This window comes from Pseudomonas sp. B12(2026) (genome assembly GCF_057767015.1).
The window spans coordinates 596,347-620,478 of sequence record NZ_CM173430.1; the positions used below are offsets into that span (position 1 = coordinate 596,347).

The window sequence follows — 24,132 nt, forward strand, 5'->3', positions numbered from 1 at the left end:
ACCCGGTTCTGCCGACGACTCCAGCCCACCCGCCGCGCCCGTCCGGGCCACGGCGGACCGGAACCGCCGCGCCCCCTCGCGGCGGCTCCACCCGACACCACACCTTGGCCGCTCCCGGGCGGCCCGTTTTACCGGAGTTCGCTATGGCCACCGCTGTGTCCTTGAACGAGGTCGCCGGCACCACCCTCAAGCAGCGCCTGGCGCGTGCGGAGCGGATGAACCGTTTGAAGTCCCAGGCGCTGATCCTGCCCCTGCTGGTCTTCCTCCTGCTGACCTTCCTGGTGCCCATCGCGGCGCTGCTCCTCAAGAGCGTGAACAACCCCGAGGTCGCCGGCGCGCTGCCGTTGACCGTCAACGCCATTTCCGACTGGGACGGCAAATCGCTGCCCGCGGATGCGGTGTACCAGGCGCTGAGCGAGGACCTGGTCGCCGCGCGCAAGAACCAGACCCTCGGTGACCTCTCCAAGCGCCTGAACATGGAGCTGGCCGGTTACCGCAGCCTGCTGTCCAAGACCGCCCGCGCGCTGCCGCTCAAGGAGCAGCCGGCGTCGTACAAGGACGCGATGGAAGGCATCGACGAGCGTTGGGGCGATCCGGCCTACTGGCAGGTGATCCGCCGCAACGCCAGCCGCATCACCCCTTATTACCTGCTGGCCGCGCTCGACCACCGCATCGATGACCTGGGCGAAATCGCCCGCGCCACGCCCGACCAGTCGATCTACCTGGACATCTTCGCCCGCACCTTCTGGATGGGCGCGGTGATCACCCTGATCTGCCTCGCGCTGGCCTATCCGCTGGCCTACCTGCTGGCCATCCTGCCGACGCGCAAGAGCAACCTGCTGATGATCCTGGTGCTGCTGCCGTTCTGGACCTCGATCCTGGTGCGCGTCGCCGCGTGGATCGTGCTGCTGCAGTCGGGCGGCCTGATCAACGGCGCGCTGCTCAAGCTGGGCCTGATCGACCAGCCGCTGCAGCTGGTGTTCAACCGCACCGGCGTGTACATCTCCATGGTGCACATCATGCTGCCGTTCATGATCCTGCCGATCTACAGCGTGATGAAGGGCATCTCGCCGAGCTACATGCGTGCCGCCATCTCCCTGGGCTGCCACCCGTTCGCCAGCTTCTGGAAGGTCTACTTCCCGCAGACCGTGGCGGGCGTCGGCGCCGGCTGCCTGCTGGTGTTCATCCTGTCGATCGGCTACTACATCACCCCGGCGCTGCTGGGCAGCCCGAACGACCAGATGGTCAGCTACTTCGTCGCCTTCTACACCAACACCACCATCAACTGGGGCATGGCCACGGCCCTGGGCGGCCTGCTGCTGTTCGCTACCCTGGTGCTCTACGTGATCTACGGCTGGCTGGTGGGCGCGAGCCGCCTGCGTCTGGGCTGAGGAGAATAAGAAGATGCTGAGTCCCTATATGTCCCCGGTGGAGCGCCTGTGGTTCTACACCCTGCGCATCCTCTGCGGCCTGGTGCTGCTGTTCCTGGTGCTGCCGGTGCTGGTGATCGTGCCGCTGTCGTTCAACTCCGGCACCTTCCTGGTCTACCCGCTGCAGGGCTTCTCCCTGCGCTGGTACGCCGACTTCTTCAACTCCGCCGAGTGGATGCGCTCGCTGACCAACAGCATGATCGTCGCCCCGGCGGCCACCGTGCTGGCCATGGTCTTCGGCACCCTGGCGTCCATCGGCCTGACCCGCGGCGAGTTCCGCGGCAAGGCGCTGATCATGAGCCTGGTGATCTCGCCGATGGTCGTCCCGGTGGTGATCATCGGCGTGGCCAGCTACCTGTTCTTCGCCCCGCTGGGCCTGGGTAACAGCTACATCTCGCTGATCATCGTCCACGCGGTGCTCGGTGTGCCCTTCGTCATCATCACCGTGTCGGCGACCCTGCAGGGCTTCAACTACAACCTGGTGCGCGCCGCCGCCAGCCTGGGCGCGGCGCCGGTGTTGACCTTCTTCAAGGTCACCCTGCCGCTGATCGCCCCCGGGGTGATCTCCGGTGCGCTGTTCGCCTTCGCCACCTCCTTCGACGAAGTGGTGGTGACCCTGTTCCTCGCCGGCCCCGAGCAGGCCACCCTGCCGCGCCAGATGTTCAGCGGCATCCGCGAGAACCTCAGCCCGACCATCGCCGCCGCGGCGACCCTGCTGATCGGTTTCTCCGTCCTGCTCCTGCTGACCCTCGAATGGCTGCGCGGCCGCAGCGAGAAAATGCGTACCGCACCGACTGCCTGATTCACACAGTGTTTCGCGGACGGTTCCGGCGCCGTGCTCACCCACGGCGCCGGGATCGATCCGCGATCTTTTTTTCCGTCTTCCGCACTTCCGGCTCGGCCATCGGTCGAGTCCCCTTCGGGCCGCCCGAGCGGCTACAATGCGCGCCAACCGTGATTCCGCTCACAGAGGTGCGCCATGCAACCCTACGCCATCGCCCCGTCGATCCTTTCCGCCGACTTCGCCCGCCTGGGTGAGGATGTGGACAAGGTGCTCGCCGCCGGCGCCGATATCGTCCACTTCGACGTGATGGACAACCACTACGTGCCGAACCTCACCATCGGCCCGATGGTCTGCTCGGCCCTGCGCAAATACGGCGTCACCGCACCGATCGACGTGCACCTGATGGTCTCCCCGGTGGACCGCATCATTGGCGACTTCATCGAAGCCGGCGCCACCTACATCACCTTCCACCCGGAAGCCTCGCAGCACATCGACCGCTCCCTGCAACTGATCAAGGACGGCGGCTGCAAGGCCGGCCTGGTGTTCAACCCGGCCACCTCGCTGGACGCGCTCAAGTACGTGATGGACAAGATCGACATGGTCCTGCTGATGAGCGTGAACCCCGGCTTCGGCGGGCAGAAGTTCATCCCCGGCACCCTCGACAAGCTGCGCGAGGCCCGCGCGCTGATCGACGCCTCCGGCCGCGACATCCGCCTGGAGATCGACGGCGGGGTGAACGTGAAGAACATCCGCGAGATCGCCGCCGCGGGCGCCGACACCTTCGTCGCCGGCTCCGCCATCTTCAACGCACCGGACTACGCCGAGGTCATCCGCGCCATGCACGCCGAGCTGGCGCAGGCGCGCAAGTGATGAGTGCCGCACAACCGCTGTTCGCCGGGGACCTGCCGCGTCTGGTGATGTTCGACCTGGACGGCACCCTGGTGGACTCGGTCCCGGACCTCGCCGCCGCGGTGGACAGGATGCTGCTGGCGCTCGGTCGCCCGCCCGCCGGCCTCGACGCCGTGCGCCACTGGGTCGGCAACGGCGCCCGCGTGCTGGTGCGCCGCGCCCTGGCCGGCGGCATCGAGCATGAACAGATCAGCGAGGAGGACACCGAGCGTGCCCTCGAACTCTTCATGGATGCCTACGCCGACAGCCACGCGCTCACCGTGGTCTACCCCGGCGTGGTCGAGACCCTGAAGTGGCTGAAGAAGCAGGACGTCGAACTGGCGCTGATCACCAACAAGCCCGAGCGCTTCGTCGGCCCGCTGCTGGACGAGATGAAGCTGGGCAAGTTCTTCCGCTGGATCATCGGCGGTGACACCCTGCCGCAGCAGAAGCCCGACCCGGCGGCGCTGCTGTTCGTGATGAAGATGGCCGGCGTGGCGGCGGACCAGGCCCTGTTCGTCGGCGACTCGTGCAACGACATCCTCGCCGCCAAGGCCGCCGGCGTGCGCAGCGTGGGCCTGACCTACGGCTACAACCACGGCCGGCCGATCAGCGAGGAAACCCCGAGCCTGGTGGTGGACGACCTGCGCCAACTGCTGCCTTGCTTCGATCCGGGCAACGCGATAGTGTTGCCCGACTCCGCTTCCAACCCCGCCCAGCGAGATCGCACCGTGGATACGGCTCCCCGCACACTCTGGATGAAAGTCATCAAGGCCCTGGCCCGCTGGCGCTGGCGCGCCTGACATCCTTCTGGCCGGTACGCCCGGCGCGTGTGTGCACCCAAGACCGTTTCCTCCTCAAAGCCCGTTTACCCTCTCCCGCGCATCGGCGAGATCCTGAACGGGCTCTTATTCCACGAGGCTGATCATGACCCGCGAAGAATTCCAGCGCCTGGCCGCCGAAGGCTACAACCGCATTCCGCTGACCTGCGAAACCCTCGCCGACTTCGACACCCCCCTGTCGATCTACCTGAAGCTCGCCGACGGCCCCAACACCTACCTGCTCGAATCCGTGCAGGGCGGCGAGAAATGGGGGCGCTACTCCATCATCGGCCTGCCCAGCCGCACCGTGTTGCGGGTCTATGGCCACCAGGCGAGCATCAAGGTCGACGGCGTTGAGACGGAAAGCTTCGAGTGCGCCGACCCGCTGGCCTTCGTCGAGGAATTCAAGGAGCGCTACCGCGTCCCGACCCTGCCGGGCCTGCCGCGCTTCAACGGCGGCCTGGTCGGCTACTTCGGCTATGACTGCGTGCGCTACGTCGAGCAGCGCCTGGCGCAGTGCCCGAACCCCGATCCGCTGCAAAACCCTGACATCCTGCTGATGGTCTCCGACGCCGTGGTGGTGTTCGACAACCTCGCCGGCAAGATGCACGCCATCGTCCTCGCCGACCCGGCGCAGGCCGATGCCTACGAAAAGGGCCTCGCGCAACTGGAAGCGCTGCTGGAGCGCCTGCGCCAGCCGATCACCCCGCGCCGCGGTCTGGACTTCAGCGCGGTCAACGCGCCGGAGCCGCAGTTCCGCGCCAGCTTCACCCGCGAGGATTACGAGCGCGCGGTCGGCACCATCAAGGAATACATCCTCGCCGGCGACTGCATGCAGGTCGTGCCCTCGCAGCGCATGTCCATCGACTTCGAAGCCGCGCCGATCGACCTGTACCGCGCGCTGCGCTGCTTCAACCCGACGCCCTACATGTACTTCTTCAACTTCGGCGACTTCCACGTCGTCGGCAGCTCGCCGGAAGTGCTGGTGCGCGTCGAGGACGGCGAAGTCACCGTGCGCCCGATCGCCGGCACTCGCCCGCGTGGCGCCACCGAGGAAGCCGACCGCGCCCTGGAAGAAGACCTGCTGTCCGACGCCAAGGAAATCGCCGAGCACCTGATGCTCATCGACCTGGGCCGCAACGACGTCGGCCGCGTGTCGCAGACCGGCACCGTGAAGGTCACCGAGCAGATGGTGATCGAGCGTTATTCCAACGTCATGCACATCGTTTCCAACGTGAACGGCCAGCTCAAGGACGGCATGAGCGCGATGGACGCCCTGCGCGCCATCCTTCCGGCCGGCACCCTCTCCGGCGCGCCGAAGATCCGCGCCATGGAGATCATCGACGAGCTGGAGCCGGTCAAGCGCGGCGTCTACGGCGGCGCGGTGGGTTATCTGGCCTGGAACGGCAACATGGACACCGCCATCGCCATCCGCACCGCGGTGATCAAGAACGGCGAACTGCACGTGCAGGCCGGCGGCGGCATCGTCGCCGACTCGGTGCCGGCCGCGGAGTGGGAAGAAACCATCAACAAGCGCCGCGCGATGTTCCGCGCCGTGGCCCTGGCCGAGCACACCGCCAAGGTGCATGGCCGCGGCTGAGTCGCCGGCTCGATGAAAAAAGCCCCGCTTCGGCGGGGCTTTTTCATGTTCAGCGCTGAAGCGGGGCCCTTCGTAGGACCGAGGGGGACGCCCAGTCCTTGCTCGCAAACGGTGCTCGCCGGTTACTCCGGCGCTGCACGCTCGCTTCCCCAGGACGGGAACCGCGCATCGCCTCCCAGCGCGCCGCACTCGACACCTGCCTCTGAATTTCTCGATCTTCGTCGCCGGAGGCGCCGCGCGTATTGCGCCGGCGCCCGGCCTTGGGCTACTGTTCGGGCATTGCTAGGCGAGACCGCAACCGTGATCCACCGCAGCCGCATCATCACCTCCCTCCTCAAGGCATTCGCCCGTTGGCGCTGGCGCGCCTGATTCCTTCTTTCCCGGCATAGCGCCGGTCCCTTCATACGCGTCCATTCCTCCCATCCGCTGGCATAATCGCCAGATTCGCGCAGCCTGCGAGGCCGCAACGGGTGTCGACGATGGCGCGATCCGAAAGCAGTGCAATCATGAGGTTCGAGCAGACATGCTGCTGATGATCGATAACTACGATTCCTTCACCTACAACCTGGTGCAGTACTTCGCCGAGTTGCAGGCCGACATCCACGTCATTCGCAACGACGAGCTGAGCGTCGACCAGATCGCCGCGCTCAATCCCGAGCGCATCGTCCTTTCCCCCGGCCCGTGCACGCCGAACGAGGCGGGCGTTTCCCTGGAAGTGATCGAGCGCTTCGCCGGCAAGCTGCCGCTGCTGGGCGTGTGCCTGGGGCACCAGTCCATCGGCCAGGCCTTCGGCGGCGACGTGGTGCGTGCCCGCCAGGTGATGCACGGCAAGGTCAGCCCGGTCTACCACAAGGACCTGGGCGTATTCGCCGGCCTCAACAATCCGCTGACCCAGACCCGCTACCACTCCCTGGTGGTCAAGCGCGAGACGCTGCCCGACTGCCTGGAAATCACCGCCTGGACCCAGCTGGAAGACGGCTCAGTCGACGAGATCATGGGCCTGCGGCACAAGACGCTGAACGTCGAGGGGGTGCAGTTCCACCCCGAGTCGATCCTTTCCGAACAGGGCCACGAGATGCTGGCCAACTTCCTCAAGCAGACCGGCGGAGTGCGCGCATGAACATCAAGGAAGCCCTCAACCGGGTGGTCAACCAGCTGGACCTGACCACCGAGGAAATGCAGGACGTCATGCGCGAGATCATGACCGGGCAGTGCACCGACGCGCAGATCGGCGCCTTCCTCATGGGCATGCGCATGAAGAGCGAGACCATCGACGAGATCGTCGGCGCCGTCGCGGTGATGCGCGAGCTGGCCGACCAGGTCGAGCTGGACAGCCTCAGGCACGTGGTCGACGTGGTCGGTACCGGCGGCGATGGCGCGAACATCTTCAACGTGTCCTCGGCGGCGGCCTTCGTGGTTGCCGCGGCTGGCGGCAAGGTGGCCAAGCATGGCAACCGCGCGGTGTCCGGCAAGAGCGGCAGCGCCGACCTGCTGGAAGCCGCCGGCATCTACCTCGACCTCAAGCCGGTCCAGGTGAAGCGCTGCATCGAAACCGTGGGCGTCGGCTTCATGTTCGCCCAGGTCCACCACAAGGCCATGAAGCACGCCGCCGCGCCGCGCCGCGAGCTGGGCCTGCGGACCCTGTTCAACATGCTCGGCCCGCTGACCAACCCGGCCGGCGTCAGGCACCAGGTGGTCGGCGTGTTCAGCCAGGCGCTGTGCCGCCCGCTGGCCGAGGTGCTCAAGCGCCTGGGCAGCGAGCACATCCTGGTGGTGCACTCGCGCGATGGCCTGGACGAATTCAGCCTCGCCGCGCCGACCCACATCGCCGAGCTGAAGGGCGGCGTGGTCAGCGAATACGAAGTGCAGCCCGAGGACTTCGGCATCAAGAGCCAGAGCCTGATCGGCCTGACCGTGGAGAGCCCCCAGGAGTCGCTGGAGCTGATCCGCGACGCCCTCGGCCGGCGCAAGACCGAAGCCGGGCAGAAGGCCGCCGAACTGATCGTGCTCAACGCCGGTGCGGCGCTCTATGCGGCGGACCTGGCCACCAGCCTGCACGAAGGCATGCAACTGGCCCACGACGCCCTGCACACGGGGCTGGCGCGGGAGAAGATGGAAGAGCTGGCGGCCTTCACCGCCGTTTACCGAGAGGAGAACGCACAGTGAGTGTGCCGACGGTCCTGCAGAAGATCCTGGCCCGCAAGGCCGAAGAAGTCGCCGAGCGCCGCGCCCGCGTAAGCTTCGCCGAGCTGGAGCAGCTGGCGCGCGCCGCGGATGCGCCGCGCGGTTTCGCCGCCGCCCTGCTGGAGCGCGCCAAGCACCGCGAGCCGGGGGTGATCGCCGAGGTGAAGAAGGCTTCGCCGAGCAAGGGCGTGCTGCGCGAGAACTTCGATCCCGCCGACATCGCCCGCAGCTACGAAGAGGGTGGCGCCACCTGCCTGTCCGTGTTGACCGACGTGGATTTCTTCCTCGGCAGCGATGCCTACCTCAAGGAAGCCCGCGCCGCCTGCAAGCTGCCGGTGATCCGCAAGGACTTCATGATCGATCCGTACCAGGTGGTGGAAGCCCGCGCCATCGGTGCCGACTGCATCCTGCTGATCGTCTCGGCGCTGGATGACGCGCGCATGGCCGAGCTGGCCTCGGTGGCCAAGGGTGTCGGCCTCGATGTGCTGGTGGAGGTTCACGACGCGCCCGAGCTGGAGCGCGCGCTGAAGACCCTGGATACCCCGCTGGTGGGCATCAACAACCGCAACCTGCACACCTTCGAGGTGAGCCTGGAGACAACCCTCGACCTGCTGCCGGAAATCCCGCGCGACCGCATGGTGATCACCGAGAGTGGCATCCTCAACCGCGCCGATGTCGAGCTGATGGAAGTCAGCGACGTGTTCGGCTTCCTGGTCGGCGAGGCCTTCATGCGCGCCGAGGACCCGGGCACCGAGCTCAAGCGCCTGTTCTTCCCCGAGCGCAGCAAGGTCAAGCTGGGCGCCGATCCGGACTGAATCCGTAGGAGCGAGCGTGCTCGCGAAAAAAACTGACCAGCGACACGCCGGACGAATCGGGGAGTCGCCAGGGTTCGCGCGCAAGCTCGCTCCTGCGAAGATCCAAAGCAACAAAAAAGCCGGCAATCGCCGGCTTTTTTGCGTTCAGTGGATCTTCAGCGGGTGCCGAAGACCACCATGGTCTTGCCCTTCACGTGCACCAGGCCCTGTTCCTCCAGGCTCTTGAGCACGCGGCCGACCATCTCGCGGGAGCAGCCGACGATGCGGCCGATTTCCTGGCGGGTGATCTTGATCTGCATGCCGTCCGGGTGGGTCATGGCGTCCGGTTGCTGGCACAGGTCCAGCAGGGTGCGGGCAACGCGGCCGGTGACGTCGAGGAAGGCCAGGTCGCCGACCTTGCGGGTGGTCTTGCGCAGGCGGTCGGCCATCTGGCTGCCGAGGGTGAAGAGGATTTCCGGGTCCTGCTGGCTCAGTTCGCGGAACTTGGTGTAGCTGATCTCGGCGACTTCGCACTCGGTCTTGGCGCGTACCCAGGCGCTGCGCTCCTGGTTGCTGCTGCCTTCCTTCTCGAAGAGCCCCATCTCTCCGAAGAAGTCGCCAGTGTTGAGATAACCGATGATCATCTCGCGTCCGTCATCGTCCTCGATCAGGACGGTTACCGAGCCTTTGATGATGAAGAACAGGCTCTCGCAGCGGTCACCGGCGTAGATGATGGTGCTCTTGGCGGTGAAGCGGCGGCGGTGGCAGTGCGCGAGCAACTTGTCGAGGTTCTTTATTTTGGGTGTAAGGGTAATAGCTACCATGCCCGAGTCCCGGAAAGTAAAAAGAGTGGCCTTTGCACAACAGGCGTCTAATGATTTTTTATGCAGTGTGCGTGTTGCCGTGAGTCCCTGGCTCGATCCCCCTCGATCCCCAAGGCGGCAAGATTGCCTTTTTGAGCATTCCTGCGTGTATGTAAGTCGGCAGGAGCTTAACAGACGACGTGTTACCAACATTGGATAACCGGAACATTCGTCAGGGCAATCTTCCGGAGTGTGCCAGTAAACCGGCGTCAGTTTAAGTAATAAATGACGAAGATCCTCGCCAAATTGCGACACAGCTAACAGCCAGGCGGCTCCGCTGGGCCTCCGGAGGGGCTGTGGTAAGCTGACGCCCCTTTTTTGGCGGAGTTCTTCTCAATGAAAGCGCGAATCCAGTGGGCTGGCGAAGCGATGTTTCTCGGTGAGTCCGGCAGCGGCCACGTGGTGGTGATGGACGGCCCGCCGGATGCCGGCGGCCGCAACCTGGGCGTGCGCCCCATGGAGATGCTGCTGATCGGCCTGGGTGGCTGCACCAACTTCGACGTGGTGAGCATCCTGAAGAAGGGCCGTCAGCCGGTGGAGAGCTGCGAAGCCTTCCTCGAAGCCGAGCGCGCCAGCGAGGACCCCAAGGTGTTCACCAAAATCCACGTGCATTTCGTGGTCAAGGGCCGCGGCCTGAAGGAAGCCCAGGTCAAGCGCGCGGTCGAGCTGTCGGCCGAGAAGTACTGCTCCGCGTCGATCATGCTGGGCCGCGCCGGCGTCGAGATCAGCCATGACTACGAGATCGTCGAGCTGGGCTGATCCGCCGTTTCATCCTTTCATCATCGAGGGCGCGCAGACTCTGGCAGAGGTCATCCGACCTCTGCATAATGCGCCTCCTTTTTTCCGGGCCATCCGCCCGAAACCAAGCAAACACAATCGCCATCGCGAAGAGGTGTAAACCGTCCTACGCAGGTGCGCCGTACGCATCTGACGGGCATGCTCAACCACGCGGCAGAGCCGCATTTGATGAGAGTTCCCACGGTGAAAAGCAAACTCAAGCTCCACGGGTTCAACAACCTGACGAAGACCTTGAGCTTCAACATCTATGACATCTGCTATGCCGAGACGCCTGAAGACCAGCAGGCCTACGTGCAGTACATCGACGAAGAGTACGACGCCGAGCGTCTCACGCAGATCCTCACCGATGTTGTCGACATCATTGGCGCAAACATCCTGAACATCGCCCGTCAGGACTACGACCCGCAAGGCGCCAGCGTGACCATCCTGATCTCCGAGCAACCGGTCACCCCGACCGACAGCCAGATCGAGGAATCCCCGGGGCCGCTGCCGGAAACCATCCTGGCGCACCTCGACAAGAGCCATATCACCGTGCACACCTATCCGGAGATCCATCCGGTGGACGGCATCGCGACCTTCCGGGTGGACATCGACGTGTCGACCTGCGGCGTCATCTCGCCGCTCAAGGCGCTCAACTACCTGATCCACCAGTTCGACTCGGACATCGTCACCGTGGACTACCGCGTGCGCGGCTTCACCCGCGACGTGGAAGGCAAGAAGCACTTCATCGACCACGCGATCAACTCGATCCAGAACTACCTCTCCGACGACACGTACGAGGCCTACCAGATGACCGACGTGAACGTGTACCAGGAGAACATGTTCCACACCAAGATGCTGCTCAAGGAGTTCGACCTGGACAACTACCTGTTCGGCGATGCGACCCGCAGTCTGTCGCCCGAGCAGCGCAAGCAGGTGGAAGAGCGCGTGCGCCACGAGATGCTGGAGATCTTCTACGCGCGCAACATGCCGCACTGATCGAGCTATTGCGCTGCGCTCGAAGGCAGTAATGAAAAGGGGCACCCGATGGGTGCCCCTTTTTCGTTTCCGCCCGGATCAGATGCGGTAGGTGGACTTGGTCATCACCTTCGACAGCAGGGTCATGCCGAATTTCACCGGCGTCGGGAGGCGCAGGCCGCCGGCCTCGATGGCGCTGGTGGCGTGGTGCTCTTCGTCGATGCGCATCTGTTCGAGGATGGCGCGGGACTTCTGGTCCTCGGCGGGGATTTCCGCCAGGTGCTCGTCGAGGTGCTTGCACACCTGGTCCTCGGTGGCGGCGACGAAGCCGAGGCTGATGCGGTCGCTGACCAGGCCGGCGGCGGCGCCGACGCCGAACGACAGGCCATAGAAGAGCGGATTCAGCAGGCTCGGCCGGCCGCCCAGCTCGCGGATGCGCTGCTCGCACCAGGCCAAGTGGTCGACCTCCTCGTCGGCGGCGGCTTCCATGGCCTTGCGCACCCGCGGCAGCTTGGCGGTCAGTGCCTGGCCCTGGTAGAGCGCCTGGGCGCAGACTTCACCGGTGTGGTTGATGCGCATCAGCCCGGCGACATGGCGGGCATCGGTTTCATCGAGCTCGGCGTCCGGCTGGACGATGGCCGGCGACGGGCGGCCCGGATGACCGCTGAAGGGCAGCAGCGTGCGCAGCGCGGCATCGGCCTGCAGCAGGAAGCGGTCGGCGGGGGAGTAGTGACGGTCGGCGGACATGGCGCACCTCCGGAAGGAACATTCGCCCGGCAGTTTACCGGATGGCGGATGACAGGTCTTGCCGCGGTGCGCGCAAACCGCCGCCGACGCTGCCCGTCAGCCCGGCGGCCAGTGCATCTGGCGCTGGCCGAGCACGTGCATGTGGATGTGCTGCACGGTCTGCCCGCCCAGGTCGTTGCAGTTCATCACCACGCGGAAGCCTTCGTCGCAGCCCAGCTCCATCGCCAGGCGCTGGGCGGTGAGGAGGATGTGCCCGGCCAGCGGCTTGTCCGCTTCCTGCAGGTCGTTGAGGGTGGCGATGTGCCGCTTGGGGACCACCAGGAAGTGCACCGGTGCCTGCGGGCCGATGTCGTGGAAGGCGATCACCTGGTCATCTTCATGGAACTTGCGCGCGGGTATCTCCCCGGCGACGATCTTGCAGAACAGACAGTCCACGGACGTTCCTCCAGCCATGTGGGTAGGAACCTGGAGTTTAACCCCCGTGTCGGTTGCGCGCCCGGAAGTGGCTCAGCCGGCGAGCGCCAGCTGGTTGATGCGCCTGGCCAGCTTGCGCGCCACCCAGCGCGGCAGCAGGCGCAGGCCGAAGGCCACCAGGCGGTTGCGCCAGCCCGGGATGATGATCGCCGGCGCGCGGCGCAGCGCCCGCACGGCGAGGAAGGCGACTTCCTCGGGCGACATCATCAGCTTGCCGCCATCGAGCCGGGCGACCTGCAGATTCGCCTTGCGGAAGAAGGCGGTGCGGGTCGGGCCGGGGCAGAGCACGGACACCTTGATGCCACGGCCCCACAGCTCCTCGCGCAGCCCCTCGGAGAAGTGCAGGACGAAGGCCTTGCTGGCGTAGTAGCTGCTCATCCACGGGCCGGGCAGCAGGCCGACCACTGACGCGACGTTGAGAATCTGCCCGCCGCCGCTGCGCTCCATCATGGCGCCGATGCCGTGGCAGAGCCGCGCCAGGGCCAGGACATTGAGCTCCAGCAGTTCCTGTTCGCGGGACCAGTCCTGATCGACGAAGGCGCCGGACGAACCGATGCCGGCGTTGTTCACCAGCAGCTCGATCTGCCGTCCGCTCTGCTCCAGCTCGTGCAGCAGGCCGGAAATCTGCAGCGGCTCGGAAAGATCGCAGACGCGGAACAGCACCTCGACGCCGAAGCGTTGCGACAGTTCGCAGGCGATGCTGTCCAGCGCGTCGCGCTGGCGGGCCACCAGGATGAGCGCCTGGCCGCGCCGGGCGAGGGCTTCGGCCAGGGCCAGGCCGATGCCGCTGGAGGCGCCGGTAATGAGGGCAAAACGAGGCATTCAGGGGTCTCTGTGGCGGGGTGGCGTTCGACCACGCCCGCCACGGGTTGTTGCATTACTGTTGGCTGCTGTCGGCGTCGTCGGAGTCGGCGCCTTCGGTGTCGCCGCTGCTGAACTGGTCTTCCGAGGGCTCCGCGCTGGCGGCCGGGGCGGCGGCATCGTCGCTCGGCTGGTATTGCGAAGCCTGCGCGCGCTCGACGTACTGCTCATAGGCCGGGATCGCGATGGCCGCGAGAATACCGGCGAATACCGGGAATACCAGCCAGGTGAACGCCAGGACCTTGACCGCGGTGCTGTTCGGCGGCGGCGGCGGGCCGAAGCGGTTGGCGGTCTTCTCGCCGGGCATGAACAGCATCACCAGGCTCAGCACTGCGTTGACCAGTGGCACCAGCAGCGCCAGCCAGAGCCAGCCGGACCAGCCGAGGTCATGCAGGCGCTGCACGCCGATGGGCACGCTGAAGACGACGGCGGCGATGGCCACCACGATGAGGGCGACGGCGCCGGCGGGCATCGAAACCGCCATGAGCAGGGTGGCCGCGAGGTAGGCCGCGAAGAAGATCAGCGACAGCGCGGCGGACCAGCCGAGGTAGCGCACCCGGCCGATCCGTCCGGACAGGCTGCGCACGTTCAGCTCGCCGAACTCCGGCAGGTCGTCGCCGACCTGCGCCTGCGGCGGCGCGTAGGGTGAACCCGCCGCCGGGGCGTTCGACGCCGGCTGTGCGCTGGCCGCCAGTTCGGCCTGCCGCGCCACGTACTTGTCGATGATGATGCCGCAGGCGCTGCATTCGCTGGCGTTGGGCTGTACGTGCCCGCATTTGGGGCAGGTCATCCGTTCGTCGCCGGGCGCTTCGACCGCGGCCCGGCTGGCCAGCGTCGCTTCGCTGGGGTGGTCGTCGGTTTCCACCAGGCTCAGGCCCATCGCGCCTTCGGCTTCCTTGCGGGCGTTGGCGCCCGCGCCATGCAGGGCGCGCAGGTACTTGTCGGCTTCATCGCCGGAAAGGTCGCGCTTGAGCACCACCGGGGTGCCGCTGAACAGCGCGTCGATCTTCGATGCGTCGCTCTTGAACAGGCGGGCGAGATTCTCCTTGGCGGTTTCCAGCGGCGTCTGCGGCATCAGCGCGCCGTCGAACACGATCTTGAAGCGGAGTTGGTCCATTGGGGCATCCTTGTCAGTTGGCTGTTGCGAGCTCGGTACAGCGTAATAGCGCCTTCGGGGGCCAACAAGCGGCCCCGGTGCAGATATCGGTGAGCGGTGGCGTCGGTCAGACCAGCAGTTGGCCGGGCAGCGTCGTACTGCGGGTGAGGGCCTGGCGGTATTCGTTGTCCAGGCGGGCGATCAGTTCGTCCACCGACGGCAGGTCGTGGATGTTGCCGACGCCCTGGCCGGCCGACCAGACGGTTTTCCAGGCCTTGGCCTCGTCGCTCACCGGCTTGAGCTTCTCGCCGTAGTTGATGTCGGCCTTGTCGGTCAGGCGCTTCATGTCGAAGCCGGCGGCCTCCAGGCTCTGGCGCATGAAGCTGGCCGGCACGCCGGACACCGCGGGGGTGTGGATGATGTCGGCGGCGCGGGCTTCCAGCAGCATCCGCTTGTATTCGCTGGAGGCGTTGCTCTCGCGGGTGGCGATGAAGCGGGTGCCGAGGTAGGCGAGGTCGGCGCCGAGGACCTGGGCGGCGAGAATCTCATGGCCGTGATTGATGCAGCCGGCCAGCAGCAGGGTCTTGTCGAAGAACTGGCGGATCTCCGCGACCAGCGCGAAGGGACTCCAGGTGCCGGCATGGCCGCCGGCGCCGGCGGCGACCGCTATCAGTCCATCGACCCCGGCCTCCGCCGCCTTCTCGGCATGGCGGCGGGTGGTGACGTCATGGAACACCAGTCCGCCGTAGCTGTGCACCGCATCCACCACTTCGCGCACGGCGCCCAGGCTGGTGATGACGATGGGCACGCGATGCGCCACGCAGAGCGCCAGGTCCGCCTGCAGGCGCGGGTTGCTGTTGTGGACGATGAGGTTCACCGCATAGGGCGCCGCCTTGGGATCGGCGGCCAGGCCCGCCTCGATCTCCTCCAGCCAGGCCTTGAAGCCGCTGCTTTCGCGCTGGTTCAGCGCGGGGAAGCTGCCGACGATGCCGCCCTTGCAGCAGGCCAGCACCAGTTGCGGGGTGGACACCAGGAACATCGGCGCCGCGACCAGGGGAACGCGCAGGCGGCGATCAAGCAGGGCGGGCAGGGACATGACGGTCTCCTTGTCGGGGTCAGAAGGGTTTGATCACCACCAGGATGACGATGGCGAGCAGGAGCAGCACCGGTGCCTCGTTGAACCAGCGGTAGAACACGTGGCTGCGGGCGTTCTCGCCGCGGGCGAAGCGCTTGAGCATGGCGCCGCAGGCGTGGTGGTAGCCGATCAGCAGCACCACCAGGGTGAGCTTGGCGTGCAGCCAGCCCTGGCTCAGCCAGGCCGGATTGAGGTAGAGCATCCAGGCGCCGAGGAGGATGGTGAGGATCATCGACGGGCCCATGATGCCGCGGTACAGCTTGCGTTCCATCACGCAGAAACGCTCGCGGCTGGCGGCGTCCTCGCTCATGGCGTGGTAGACGAACAGGCGCGGCAGGTAGAACAGGCCGGCGAACCAGCAGACCACGGCAATGATGTGAAAGGCTTTGAGCCACAGGTACAGCATCGGGACATCCTCGAATCGGCGATGGGCCGATAGTAGTGGCGCGGTACGGTGGCGTCATCCCTGTGGCGGTGGCTCTGTGGGAAATATCGCACGGCTGCGGAGGCATTGTCGGATGGAGCCAGCGGAGCCCCTGATCGGAAAGACGAAACATGAGGCTGGCAGGAGGGTCAATCCAGGCGGATTCGCTCTGTTCAGCCGGGGCAGCGGCTCATATCATGGTTGCCCCTGAATTTGGCCCCATAGGTGGAGTGACAGGCAGATGATCAAGGTCGGTATCGTAGGCGGTACGGGTTATACGGGCGTGGAACTGCTGCGCCTGCTGGCACAGCATCCCCAGGCGCATGTCGAGGTGATCACCTCGCGTTCCGAGGAGGGCGTGAAAGTCGCCGACATGTACCCGAACCTGCGAGGCCACTACGACGGCCTGGCCTTCAGCGTGCCGGACGTGAAGCGCCTGGGCGACTGCGACGTGGTGTTCTTCGCCACTCCGCACGGCGTCGCCCATGCCCTGGCCGGCGAGCTGCTGGCCACCGGTACCCGGGTGATCGACCTGTCCGCCGACTTCCGCCTGCAGGACGCCGAGGAATGGGCCAAGTGGTACGGCCAGCCCCACGGCGCGCCGGACCTGCTGCCCGAGGCCGTCTACGGCCTGCCGGAAGTCAACCGTGCGGCCATCAGGTCCGCGCGCCTGATCGCCGTGCCCGGCTGCTACCCGACCGCTACCCAGCTCGGCTTCATCCCCCTGCTGGAAAACGGCCTGGCCGATACCAGCCAACTGATCGCCGACTGCAAGTCCGGCGTCAGCGGCGCGGGCCGTGGCGCCAAGGTTGGCTCGCTGTTCTGCGAGGCTGGCGAAAGCATGATGGCCTACTCGGTCAAGGGCCACCGTCACCTGCCGGAAATCAGCCAGGGCCTGCGCCGCGCAGCCAAGGGCGACGTCGGCCTGACCTTCGTGCCGCACCTGACCCCGATGATCCGTGGCATTCACGCCACCCTGTATGCGCGCGTCGCCGACCGTGGCGTGGACCTGCAGAAGCTGTATGAAGAGCGCTACGCCGACGAGCCGTTCGTCGACGTGATGCCGGCCGGCAGCCATCCGGAAACCCGCAGCGTGCGTGGCGCCAACGTCTGCCGCATCGCCGTGCACCGTCCGCAGGGCGGCGACCTGGTGGTGATCCTGTCGGTGATCGACAACCTGGTGAAGGGCGCGTCCGGCCAGGCGATCCAGAACATGAACATCCTGTTCGGCCTGGACGAGCACATGGGCCTGTCCAACGCCGCGCTGCTGCCGTAAGGAAAGATTGCCCCGGGAAGCGGTCGATTGATCTGGACCAAAGGATAAGCTGGATTAGTTGACCGTTTTTCTGGGGTAAGCGGATAATAGCCCGCAATGTTGTAACGTACGGCCTCGGCCGGGAGAGTTGTCACCATGACCATCGAAACCTTCACCCCCACCCCGCTGGTGTTTTCCCTCGGCGCTGCGACCAAGGTGAAGAACCTGATCGACGAAGAAGGCAATCCGCGTCTGAAGCTGCGGGTGTTCGTCACGGGCGGTGGCTGCTCGGGCTTCCAGTACGGGTTCACTTTCGATGAAGACACCGCGGACGACGACACCATCGTCGAGCGCGACGGCGTCAGTCTCGTGGTCGATCCGATGAGCTTCCAGTACCTCGCCGGTGCGGAAGTCGATTATCAGGAAGGCCTCGAAGGTTCGCGGTTCGTCATCAAGAACCCGAACGCAGCGACCACTTGTGGCTGCGGCCAGTCCTTCTCGATCTGATGCCGTAATCATGAAAACGCCGCGCGATTGCGCGGCGTTTTCGTTTGTGCGGCGGGCTCAGGCGGGGTAGAGCGCACCGAGGATGCGCGGGCCCTGGGCGGCGGTGACTTCCGGGCAGTTGCCCGGCAGGCGTTCGAGGAAGCGATGGGCCAGCCAGGCGAAGGCCATGGCTTCCATCCACTCCGGCGGCACGCCGCGGTCGATGCTGCTGATGACGCCGGCGCCGGGCAGGTGCGCGGCAAGGCGCTGCATCAGCGTGGCGTTGAAGGCGCCGCCACCACAGACCACCACTTCACGGCAGCCGGGCTGCGCGTCCAGAAGCGACGAGGCGATGCTGCGGGCGGTCAGTTCCAGCAGGGTTGCCTGCACGTCTTCGGCTTTCGCGGGGCCGTGATCCGCCAGGACCTTGTTCAGCCAGGTCAGGTTGAAACGTTCGCGGCCGGTACTTTTCGGTCCGCGGGCGGCGAAGAAGTCGTTCGCCAGCATCTTCTGCAGCAGCGCCTGATCGATGGTGCCGCTGGCGGCCCAGGCGCCATCACGGTCGTATGGCTCGCCGCGCTGTTCCTGAATCCAGGCATCCAGCAGCACGTTGCCCGGGCCGCAGTCGAAGCCGCGCACCGGCTGGCCGGGGCTGAGCAGCGAGACATTGCTGAAGCCGCCGACATTGAGGATCGCGCATTCGCGGCTGTCGCTGCCGAACAGCGCCTGATGGAAGGCAGGAACCAGCGGCGCGCCCTGGCCGCCGGCGGCGATGTCTCGGCGGCGGAAGTCGGCGACCACGTCGATGCCGGTGAGCTCGGCGAGCAGGGCGGGGTTGCCGATCTGTACCGTGAAGCCCAGTTGCGGTTCATGGCGGATCGTCTGCCCGTGGCTGCCGATGGCGCGGATTGCGCCGGCGTCGAGACTCTCGCGGGAAAGCAGTTCATCGATGCCCTGCGCGGCCAGGCGGACCCATTGATTCTCCGCCAGGGCGGAGCGGGCGATTTCGTCAGGGCCGGAGGCGCAGAGTGCCAGAAGGTCGGTGCGAAGGGCCGGCGGCATGGGCAGGTAATGGGAGGCGAGCAGCGTAGTCCGCTCGCCTTGCTCGATCAGGGCGATGTCCAGCCCGTCGAGACTGGTGCCGGACATCACCCCCAGATAGAGCGGCATGGCTCAGCGCTTGTTCATGGCCAGGAAGGTTGCCTTCTCCTGGTCCATGCGCGCCATCAGCGGCTGGGTCTGCGCCATGAAGCGCTTGCGCTCCGGGCCGTTCAGCGGGTCGGCCATCGGCAGCTTGGCGCTGAGCGGGTCGACGTGCTGGCCGTTGATCTGGAACTCGTAATGCAGGTGCGGGCCGGTGGCCAGGCCGGTCATGCCGACGTAGCCGATGATCTGTCCCTGCTTCACGGCGACGCCGGAGCGGACGCCCTTGGCGAAGCGGCTCATGTGGCCGTAGACGGTGCGGTAGTTCTGGCCGTGCTGAATGACCACGGCGTTGCCGTAACCGCCCTTGCGTCCGGCTTCGAGGATCTTGCCGTCGCCGGTGGCCTTGATCGGCGTGCCGATTGGCGCCGCGTAGTCGACACCCTTGTGCGCACGGATCTTGTTCAGGATGGGATGGAAGCGCCCCAGCGAGAAGCGCGAGCTGATGCGCGCGAAGTCCACCGGAGTGCGGATGAACGCCTTGCGCATGCTGGTGCCGTCGGCACGGAAGTAGCTGGTGTTGCCCTGCTTGGTGGTGTAACGGACCGCGGTGTATTCCTTGCCACGGTTGACGAAACGGGCGGCGAGGATGCTGCCGGTGCCGACCTGCTTGCCGTCCACCTGCTGGGATTCGTAGATCACATCGAATTCGTCGCCTTCACGCAGATCGAGGGCGAAGTCGATGTCATAGCCGAAGATGTTCGACAACGACATGATCAGGTCATGGGACAGACCCGCGTCCTTGCCGGCGGCGAACAGCGAGCTGTCGATCTTGCCGTGGGCATAGTTGGCGTGGACGTTCGGCTTGACCAGGTCACGCTTGAAGTCATAGCCCTTGGCGGTCTTGTTCAGGCTGATGGTTTCAAGATCGCTGCGTTTGACCTTCAGACCTTGCAGCTCGCCCTTGGGGTCAATGAGGAAGTCCACGTCCTGGCCGATATCGAGACGGGTGAACTGCTTGGCGTCCTTGTTGGCGGCAAGCATGTCGTGCACGGCGTTCGCCGGCAGGCCGGCCTTCGCGAACACGGTGGAAAGGGTGTCGCCCTTGCCCACGGTCACGCTCTTCCACGCAGGAGCTGCGGGAGCGGAGGGGGAGGGTTGCTTGCTCGAATCGGCGAGATAGTTGTTCTTTTCCGCGTCTTTTCCGGCGCTGTTCTGGTTATCGGACGAACCTTCTATCTGTACGAAGGGAGAAGATCCGTCGTCTTCCGTGACCGGATTGGGTCGAAGATCGTCTTTTTCCTGAATGATGCGGTCGGTACCGCTGTCCATTTCCAGACTGAGCGTGGTCTTCTTCGCCTCGACCTCGGCCGAGGGGAACACCAGCAGAGCCAGGCTGAGGAGCGCTGCTACACCGCTTGCGGCCAGCAGATGGCTCTTCGGGTAGTACGGCGCTTTCTGATCGGATTGCGTCATGGCGTGAGTGGTGTTTTTGGAATGTGAAATAACTGCCTAAAATATAATCAAATTCCCTCTGAAGCAACCCTGATGACGGGGTTCTGGCGTCCCGTCCTCTGGCGCCGGGCAAAACTTGTTTTTAGTGCCTGTTCTTGTATCGTTGGTTCCCTTTCGAAACTCGCAACGTACAGGAAACTGCAATGAAGTCGGTCCAAGAGCAGCTGGCGCTGATCAAGCGCGGAGCGGACGAAATTCTCGTGGAGGCCGAGCTGGTCGCCAAGCTCGAGCGCGGTCAGCCCCTGCGTATCAAGGCCGGCTTCGACCCGACCGCTCCCGACCTGCACCTCGGTCACACCGTTCTTATTAATAAGCTGCGCCAGTTCCAGGAACTGGGGCACCAGGTGATCTTCCTGATCGGTGACTTCACTGGGATGATCGGTGACCCCAGCGGGAAAAGTGTTACCCGTCCTCCCCTCACTCGCGAGCAGGTCCTCGAGAACGCCGAGACCTACAAGGCCCAGGTCTTCAAGATCCTCGACCCCGCGAAGACTGAAGTGGCCTTCAATTCCACCTGGATGGACCAGCTTTCCCCTGCTGATTTCATTCGCCTGGCTTCCCAGTACACCGTTGCCCGCATGCTGGAGCGCGATGACTTCAGCAAACGCTATGCCAGCAACCAGTCCATCGCCATCCACGAGTTCCTTTATCCGCTGGTTCAGGGCTACGACTCGGTGGCGCTGCGTGCTGACGTCGAGCTCGGCGGTACCGATCAGAAGTTCAACCTGCTGATGGGGCGCGAGCTGCAGCGTGCCTACGACCAGGAGCCGCAGTGCATCCTGACCATGCCGCTACTGGAAGGTCTGGACGGCGTGAAGAAGATGTCCAAGTCCCTGGGCAACTACATCGGCATCCAGGAAGCGCCGGGCGTCATGTACAGCAAGCTGGTCTCCATTCCGGACACTCTGATGTGGCGCTACTTCGAGCTGCTCAGCTTCCGCTCCATGGAGGAGATCGAGGGCTTCAAGAAGGACGTCGAATCGGGCGCCAATCCGCGTGACATCAAGATCAAGCTGGCCGAAGAGATCGTGGCCCGCTTCCATGGCGAAGAGGCCGCTGCTTCGGCGCACAAGTCCGCAGGCAACCGCCTGAAGGATGGCGAACTGCCGGAAGACCTGCCGGAAGTGGAAGTGGCTGCGGCGGAGGATCTGCCCATCGGTGCTGTCCTTAATAAGGCGGGGCTGGTGAAGAACTCCGCGGTTGCTCGCGATTTGCTGTCGTCTAGTGGCGTGCGTGTGGATGGCGAAGTGGTGGATCGTGCGTTCGTCTTCAAGATCGGTGCTACCCATGTAGTGCAGGCCGGCAAGAAGTCCTTCGCTCGCGTCACCTTGGTGGCCGAGTAAAGAAAGTTTAAAAAAGTCGTTGACGGGCCTTTTGAAGTCCCTATAATGCGCACCACTCCCAGCGACGAATCGCTTAAAGGGCTTGAAAATCAAGCACTTACAGAGATTCTTCGGTGGGGTGGTGGTCCGGCAGGCGATTCGCTTGCCGCTTTCGATTTCCTGCTCCGGCAGGGCGGTTGAAAGAAGATCATCGAGGTGCTTGACAGCGGATTTGAACGCTGTAGAATGCGCCTCCCGCTGGTGAGAAGGCTTTCTTCTCCGAAGCGCAAGCGGTTGAGTAGAAAAGAAAATTTTCGAAAATAACGCTTGACGAAGTAAGAGGTTGCTGTAGAATGCGCGGCCTCGGTTGAGATGAAAGACTCAGCCAACTGCTCTTTAACAAGTTGAATCAAGCAATTCGTGTGGGTGCTTGTGACTGTAAGACTGGTGATCGCAAGATTATCAGCATCACAAGTAACACTCGTGAATTCGAGAGTTTTTTGCGATTGCTGAGCCAAGTTTAGGGTTTTCTCAAAACCCAAGCAGTATTGAACTAAAGAGTTTGATCATGGCTCAGATTGAACGCTGGCGGCAGGCCTAACACATGCAAGTCGAGCGGATGAGTGGAGCTTGCTCCATGATTCAGCGGCGGACGGGTGAGTAATGCCTAGGAATCTGCCTGGTAGTGGGGGACAACGTTTCGAAAGGAACGCTAATACCGCATACGTCCTACGGGAGAAAGCAGGGGACCTTCGGGCCTTGCGCTATCAGATGAGCCTAGGTCGGATTAGCTAGTTGGTGGGGTAAAGGCCTACCAAGGCGACGATCCGTAACTGGTCTGAGAGGATGATCAGTCACACTGGAACTGAGACACGGTCCAGACTCCTACGGGAGGCAGCAGTGGGGAATATTGGACAATGGGCGAAAGCCTGATCCAGCCATGCCGCGTGTGTGAAGAAGGTCTTCGGATTGTAAAGCACTTTAAGTTGGGAGGAAGGGCAGTAAGTTAATACCTTGCTGTTTTGACGTTACCAACAGAATAAGCACCGGCTAACTTCGTGCCAGCAGCCGCGGTAATACGAAGGGTGCAAGCGTTAATCGGAATTACTGGGCGTAAAGCGCGCGTAGGTGGTTTGGTAAGATGGATGTGAAATCCCCGGGCTCAACCTGGGAACTGCATCCATAACTGCCTGACTAGAGTACGGTAGAGGGTGGTGGAATTTCCTGTGTAGCGGTGAAATGCGTAGATATAGGAAGGAACACCAGTGGCGAAGGCGACCACCTGGACTGATACTGACACTGAGGTGCGAAAGCGTGGGGAGCAAACAGGATTAGATACCCTGGTAGTCCACGCCGTAAACGATGTCGACTAGCCGTTGGGATCCTTGAGATCTTAGTGGCGCAGCTAACGCGATAAGTCGACCGCCTGGGGAGTACGGCCGCAAGGTTAAAACTCAAATGAATTGACGGGGGCCCGCACAAGCGGTGGAGCATGTGGTTTAATTCGAAGCAACGCGAAGAACCTTACCTGGCCTTGACATGTCCGGAACCTTGCAGAGATGCGAGGGTGCCTTCGGGAATCGGAACACAGGTGCTGCATGGCTGTCGTCAGCTCGTGTCGTGAGATGTTGGGTTAAGTCCCGTAACGAGCGCAACCCTTGTCCTTAGTTACCAGCACCTCGGGTGGGCACTCTAAGGAGACTGCCGGTGACAAACCGGAGGAAGGTGGGGATGACGTCAAGTCATCATGGCCCTTACGGCCAGGGCTACACACGTGCTACAATGGTCGGTACAGAGGGTTGCCAAGCCGCGAGGTGGAGCTAATCCCAGAAAACCGATCGTAGTCCGGATCGCAGTCTGCAACTCGACTGCGTGAAGTCGGAATCGCTAGTAATCGTGAATCAGAATGTCACGGTGAATACGTTCCCGGGCCTTGTACACACCGCCCGTCACACCATGGGAGTGGGTTGCTCCAGAAGTAGCTAGTCTAACCGCAAGGGGGACGGTTACCACGGAGTGATTCATGACTGGGGTGAAGTCGTAACAAGGTAGCCGTAGGGGAACCTGCGGCTGGATCACCTCCTTAATCGAAGATCCCAGCTTCTTCATAAGCTCCCACACGAATTGCTTGATTCACTGGTTAGACGATTGGGTCTGTAGCTCAGTTGGTTAGAGCGCACCCCTGATAAGGGTGAGGTCGGCAGTTCGAATCTGCCCAGACCCACCAATTGTTGTGGTGTGCTGCTGATCCGATGGGGCCATAGCTCAGCTGGGAGAGCGCCTGCTTTGCACGCAGGAGGTCAGGAGTTCGATCCTCCTTGGCTCCACCATCTTCAAATCGTCGAAAGCTCAGACATGAATGTTCAGGTTGAACGAACATTGATGTCTGGTCTTTGTACCGGAACCGTTCTTTAAAAATTTGGGTATGTGATAGAAGTAGACTGAATAATCTCTTTCACTGGTGATTATTCAAGTCAAGGTAAAATTTGCGAGTTCAAGCGCGAATTTTCGGCGAATGTCGTCTTCACGTTCGAGACGTATGACCAGATTGCTTG

The 24,132-nt window shown here is 63.9% G+C and carries 22 protein-coding genes, 2 tRNA genes and 1 rRNA gene; 16 read left to right on the forward strand and 9 right to left on the reverse strand.

Going from position 1 to position 24,132, the window contains the following annotated elements; all coding sequences use genetic code 11:
* The first annotated feature begins 143 nt into the window (after window positions 1–143).
* The 8 genes from AC3B6A_RS02765 to trpC all read left to right on the forward strand — a co-directional run bounded on the left by AC3B6A_RS02765 (window position 144) and on the right by trpC (window position 8,522).
* The gene (locus AC3B6A_RS02765) at window positions 144–1,391 is read left to right on the forward strand and encodes an ABC transporter permease (RefSeq protein ID WP_488400825.1); all 1,248 of its coding nucleotides are present in this window, start codon (window positions 144–146) and stop codon (window positions 1,389–1,391) included.
* Window positions 1,392–1,404: 13 nt separating this feature from the next.
* Complete coding sequence (locus AC3B6A_RS02770; protein ID WP_488400826.1) at window positions 1,405–2,232, forward strand: ABC transporter permease; 828 nt, start codon at window positions 1,405–1,407, stop codon at window positions 2,230–2,232.
* A 177-nt stretch (window positions 2,233–2,409) separates the two neighbouring features.
* On the forward strand, window positions 2,410–3,084 hold the full coding sequence (gene rpe, locus AC3B6A_RS02775) for a ribulose-phosphate 3-epimerase (protein WP_488400827.1): 675 nt from the start codon (window positions 2,410–2,412) through the stop codon (window positions 3,082–3,084).
* Window positions 3,084–3,905, forward strand: a complete 822-nt coding sequence (locus AC3B6A_RS02780; RefSeq protein WP_488400828.1) for a phosphoglycolate phosphatase — start codon at window positions 3,084–3,086, stop codon at window positions 3,903–3,905. Before rpe ends, AC3B6A_RS02780 begins: the two co-directional genes overlap by 1 nt.
* A gap of 124 nt (window positions 3,906–4,029) precedes the next feature.
* A complete protein-coding gene (gene trpE, locus AC3B6A_RS02785) occupies window positions 4,030–5,523 on the forward strand; it encodes an anthranilate synthase component I (RefSeq protein WP_488400829.1) in 1,494 nt (497 codons plus the stop codon).
* A gap of 523 nt (window positions 5,524–6,046) precedes the next feature.
* Window positions 6,047–6,643, forward strand: a complete 597-nt coding sequence (locus tag AC3B6A_RS02790; protein ID WP_488400830.1) for an aminodeoxychorismate/anthranilate synthase component II — start codon at window positions 6,047–6,049, stop codon at window positions 6,641–6,643.
* A complete protein-coding gene (gene trpD / locus AC3B6A_RS02795; RefSeq protein ID WP_488400831.1) occupies window positions 6,640–7,689 on the forward strand; it encodes an anthranilate phosphoribosyltransferase in 1,050 nt (349 codons plus the stop codon). The genes AC3B6A_RS02790 and trpD overlap by 4 nt, the downstream gene beginning before the upstream one ends.
* Window positions 7,686–8,522, forward strand: coding sequence for an indole-3-glycerol phosphate synthase TrpC (gene trpC / locus AC3B6A_RS02800; RefSeq protein ID WP_488400832.1), 837 nt, complete (start codon window positions 7,686–7,688; stop codon window positions 8,520–8,522). The genes trpD and trpC overlap by 4 nt, the downstream gene beginning before the upstream one ends.
* 155 nt (window positions 8,523–8,677) lie before the next feature.
* Here trpC and crp read toward each other — a convergent pair whose 3' ends face one another.
* Entirely contained in the window at window positions 8,678–9,325 is a 648-nt protein-coding gene (gene crp, locus AC3B6A_RS02805; protein WP_275609960.1) for a cAMP-activated global transcriptional regulator CRP, read from the reverse strand.
* A 375-nt stretch (window positions 9,326–9,700) separates the two neighbouring features.
* Between crp and AC3B6A_RS02810 the strand changes: the two genes are divergently transcribed.
* Both AC3B6A_RS02810 and speD read left to right on the forward strand, forming a co-directional pair.
* Window positions 9,701–10,123 carry an OsmC family protein gene (locus tag AC3B6A_RS02810; protein ID WP_488400833.1) on the forward strand — a complete coding sequence of 141 codons (423 nt, stop codon included), beginning with the start codon at window positions 9,701–9,703 and terminating at the stop codon, window positions 10,121–10,123.
* A gap of 222 nt (window positions 10,124–10,345) precedes the next feature.
* Window positions 10,346–11,140: an adenosylmethionine decarboxylase gene (speD, locus tag AC3B6A_RS02815; RefSeq protein ID WP_488400834.1), complete on the forward strand. Its 795-nt coding sequence runs from the start codon at window positions 10,346–10,348 to the stop codon at window positions 11,138–11,140.
* Between the two features lie 78 nt (window positions 11,141–11,218).
* Here speD and coq7 read toward each other — a convergent pair whose 3' ends face one another.
* From coq7 to hemJ, 6 genes are all read right to left on the reverse strand, one after another.
* Window positions 11,219–11,866, reverse strand: a complete 648-nt coding sequence (coq7, locus tag AC3B6A_RS02820) for a 2-polyprenyl-3-methyl-6-methoxy-1,4-benzoquinone monooxygenase (protein ID WP_488400835.1) — start codon at window positions 11,864–11,866, stop codon at window positions 11,219–11,221.
* A gap of 96 nt (window positions 11,867–11,962) precedes the next feature.
* On the reverse strand, window positions 11,963–12,301 hold the full coding sequence (locus AC3B6A_RS02825; RefSeq protein WP_488400836.1) for a histidine triad nucleotide-binding protein: 339 nt from the start codon (window positions 12,299–12,301) through the stop codon (window positions 11,963–11,965).
* A gap of 72 nt (window positions 12,302–12,373) precedes the next feature.
* On the reverse strand, window positions 12,374–13,162 hold the full coding sequence (locus AC3B6A_RS02830) for an SDR family NAD(P)-dependent oxidoreductase (RefSeq protein ID WP_488400837.1): 789 nt from the start codon (window positions 13,160–13,162) through the stop codon (window positions 12,374–12,376).
* 55 nt (window positions 13,163–13,217) lie between these two features.
* The gene (locus tag AC3B6A_RS02835; RefSeq protein WP_488400838.1) at window positions 13,218–14,318 is read right to left on the reverse strand and encodes a DUF805 domain-containing protein; all 1,101 of its coding nucleotides are present in this window, start codon (window positions 14,316–14,318) and stop codon (window positions 13,218–13,220) included.
* 106 nt (window positions 14,319–14,424) lie between these two features.
* Complete coding sequence (locus AC3B6A_RS02840) at window positions 14,425–15,393, reverse strand: NAD(P)H-dependent flavin oxidoreductase (RefSeq protein ID WP_488400839.1); 969 nt, start codon at window positions 15,391–15,393, stop codon at window positions 14,425–14,427.
* Between the two features lie 19 nt (window positions 15,394–15,412).
* Window positions 15,413–15,835 carry a protoporphyrinogen oxidase HemJ gene (gene hemJ, locus AC3B6A_RS02845; protein ID WP_488403490.1) on the reverse strand — a complete coding sequence of 141 codons (423 nt, stop codon included), beginning with the start codon at window positions 15,833–15,835 and terminating at the stop codon, window positions 15,413–15,415.
* A 262-nt stretch (window positions 15,836–16,097) separates the two neighbouring features.
* Here hemJ and argC point away from each other — a divergent pair, with 262 nt between their 5' ends.
* Window positions 16,098–17,132, forward strand: a complete 1,035-nt coding sequence (gene argC, locus AC3B6A_RS02850) for an N-acetyl-gamma-glutamyl-phosphate reductase (protein WP_488400840.1) — start codon at window positions 16,098–16,100, stop codon at window positions 17,130–17,132.
* A 135-nt stretch (window positions 17,133–17,267) separates the two neighbouring features.
* On the forward strand, window positions 17,268–17,618 hold the full coding sequence (gene erpA / locus AC3B6A_RS02855) for an iron-sulfur cluster insertion protein ErpA (RefSeq protein ID WP_152219878.1): 351 nt from the start codon (window positions 17,268–17,270) through the stop codon (window positions 17,616–17,618).
* A gap of 57 nt (window positions 17,619–17,675) precedes the next feature.
* Here the strand turns inward: erpA and AC3B6A_RS02860 are convergent, their stop codons facing one another.
* On the reverse strand, window positions 17,676–18,767 hold the full coding sequence (locus tag AC3B6A_RS02860; protein ID WP_488400841.1) for an anhydro-N-acetylmuramic acid kinase: 1,092 nt from the start codon (window positions 18,765–18,767) through the stop codon (window positions 17,676–17,678).
* Window positions 18,768–18,770: 3 nt separating this feature from the next.
* Entirely contained in the window at window positions 18,771–20,216 is a 1,446-nt protein-coding gene (locus AC3B6A_RS02865; protein ID WP_488400842.1) for a peptidoglycan DD-metalloendopeptidase family protein, read from the reverse strand.
* Window positions 20,217–20,398: 182 nt separating this feature from the next.
* On the opposite strand from AC3B6A_RS02865, the gene tyrS reads away from it, so the two are divergent.
* The 4 genes from tyrS (at window position 20,399) to AC3B6A_RS02885 (ending at window position 23,907) form a co-directional block, all read left to right on the forward strand.
* Window positions 20,399–21,598, forward strand: a complete 1,200-nt coding sequence (gene tyrS, locus AC3B6A_RS02870) for a tyrosine--tRNA ligase (protein WP_488400843.1) — start codon at window positions 20,399–20,401, stop codon at window positions 21,596–21,598.
* 529 nt (window positions 21,599–22,127) lie between these two features.
* Window positions 22,128–23,663 (forward strand): 16S ribosomal RNA (locus tag AC3B6A_RS02875).
* A gap of 64 nt (window positions 23,664–23,727) precedes the next feature.
* Window positions 23,728–23,804: transfer RNA gene (locus tag AC3B6A_RS02880), tRNA-Ile, on the forward strand.
* A 27-nt stretch (window positions 23,805–23,831) separates the two neighbouring features.
* Window positions 23,832–23,907, forward strand: a tRNA-Ala gene (locus AC3B6A_RS02885).
* The last annotated feature ends 225 nt before the right edge of the window (window positions 23,908–24,132 follow it).

What these genes read in the sequence shown, in the direction of transcription:
- crp (WP_275609960.1), bottom strand. Translation starts at nt 9,325, where the DNA reads ATGGTAGCTATTACCCTTACACCCAAAATAAAGAACCTCGACAAGTTG.
- AC3B6A_RS02790 (WP_488400830.1), top strand. Translation starts at nt 6,047, where the DNA reads ATGCTGCTGATGATCGATAACTACGATTCCTTCACCTACAACCTGGTG.
- AC3B6A_RS02765 (WP_488400825.1), top strand. Translation starts at nt 144, where the DNA reads ATGGCCACCGCTGTGTCCTTGAACGAGGTCGCCGGCACCACCCTCAAG.
- AC3B6A_RS02780 (WP_488400828.1), top strand. Translation starts at nt 3,084, where the DNA reads ATGAGTGCCGCACAACCGCTGTTCGCCGGGGACCTGCCGCGTCTGGTG.
- tyrS (WP_488400843.1), top strand. Translation starts at nt 20,399, where the DNA reads ATGAAGTCGGTCCAAGAGCAGCTGGCGCTGATCAAGCGCGGAGCGGAC.
- trpE (WP_488400829.1), top strand. Translation starts at nt 4,030, where the DNA reads ATGACCCGCGAAGAATTCCAGCGCCTGGCCGCCGAAGGCTACAACCGC.
- rpe (WP_488400827.1), top strand. Translation starts at nt 2,410, where the DNA reads ATGCAACCCTACGCCATCGCCCCGTCGATCCTTTCCGCCGACTTCGCC.
- erpA (WP_152219878.1), top strand. Translation starts at nt 17,268, where the DNA reads ATGACCATCGAAACCTTCACCCCCACCCCGCTGGTGTTTTCCCTCGGC.
- AC3B6A_RS02865 (WP_488400842.1), bottom strand. Translation starts at nt 20,216, where the DNA reads ATGACGCAATCCGATCAGAAAGCGCCGTACTACCCGAAGAGCCATCTG.
- AC3B6A_RS02840 (WP_488400839.1), bottom strand. Translation starts at nt 15,393, where the DNA reads ATGTCCCTGCCCGCCCTGCTTGATCGCCGCCTGCGCGTTCCCCTGGTC.
- AC3B6A_RS02770 (WP_488400826.1), top strand. Translation starts at nt 1,405, where the DNA reads ATGCTGAGTCCCTATATGTCCCCGGTGGAGCGCCTGTGGTTCTACACC.
- trpD (WP_488400831.1), top strand. Translation starts at nt 6,640, where the DNA reads ATGAACATCAAGGAAGCCCTCAACCGGGTGGTCAACCAGCTGGACCTG.
- AC3B6A_RS02835 (WP_488400838.1), bottom strand. Translation starts at nt 14,318, where the DNA reads ATGGACCAACTCCGCTTCAAGATCGTGTTCGACGGCGCGCTGATGCCG.
- AC3B6A_RS02860 (WP_488400841.1), bottom strand. Translation starts at nt 18,767, where the DNA reads ATGCCGCTCTATCTGGGGGTGATGTCCGGCACCAGTCTCGACGGGCTG.
- AC3B6A_RS02830 (WP_488400837.1), bottom strand. Translation starts at nt 13,162, where the DNA reads ATGCCTCGTTTTGCCCTCATTACCGGCGCCTCCAGCGGCATCGGCCTG.
- AC3B6A_RS02810 (WP_488400833.1), top strand. Translation starts at nt 9,701, where the DNA reads ATGAAAGCGCGAATCCAGTGGGCTGGCGAAGCGATGTTTCTCGGTGAG.
- coq7 (WP_488400835.1), bottom strand. Translation starts at nt 11,866, where the DNA reads ATGTCCGCCGACCGTCACTACTCCCCCGCCGACCGCTTCCTGCTGCAG.
- argC (WP_488400840.1), top strand. Translation starts at nt 16,098, where the DNA reads ATGATCAAGGTCGGTATCGTAGGCGGTACGGGTTATACGGGCGTGGAA.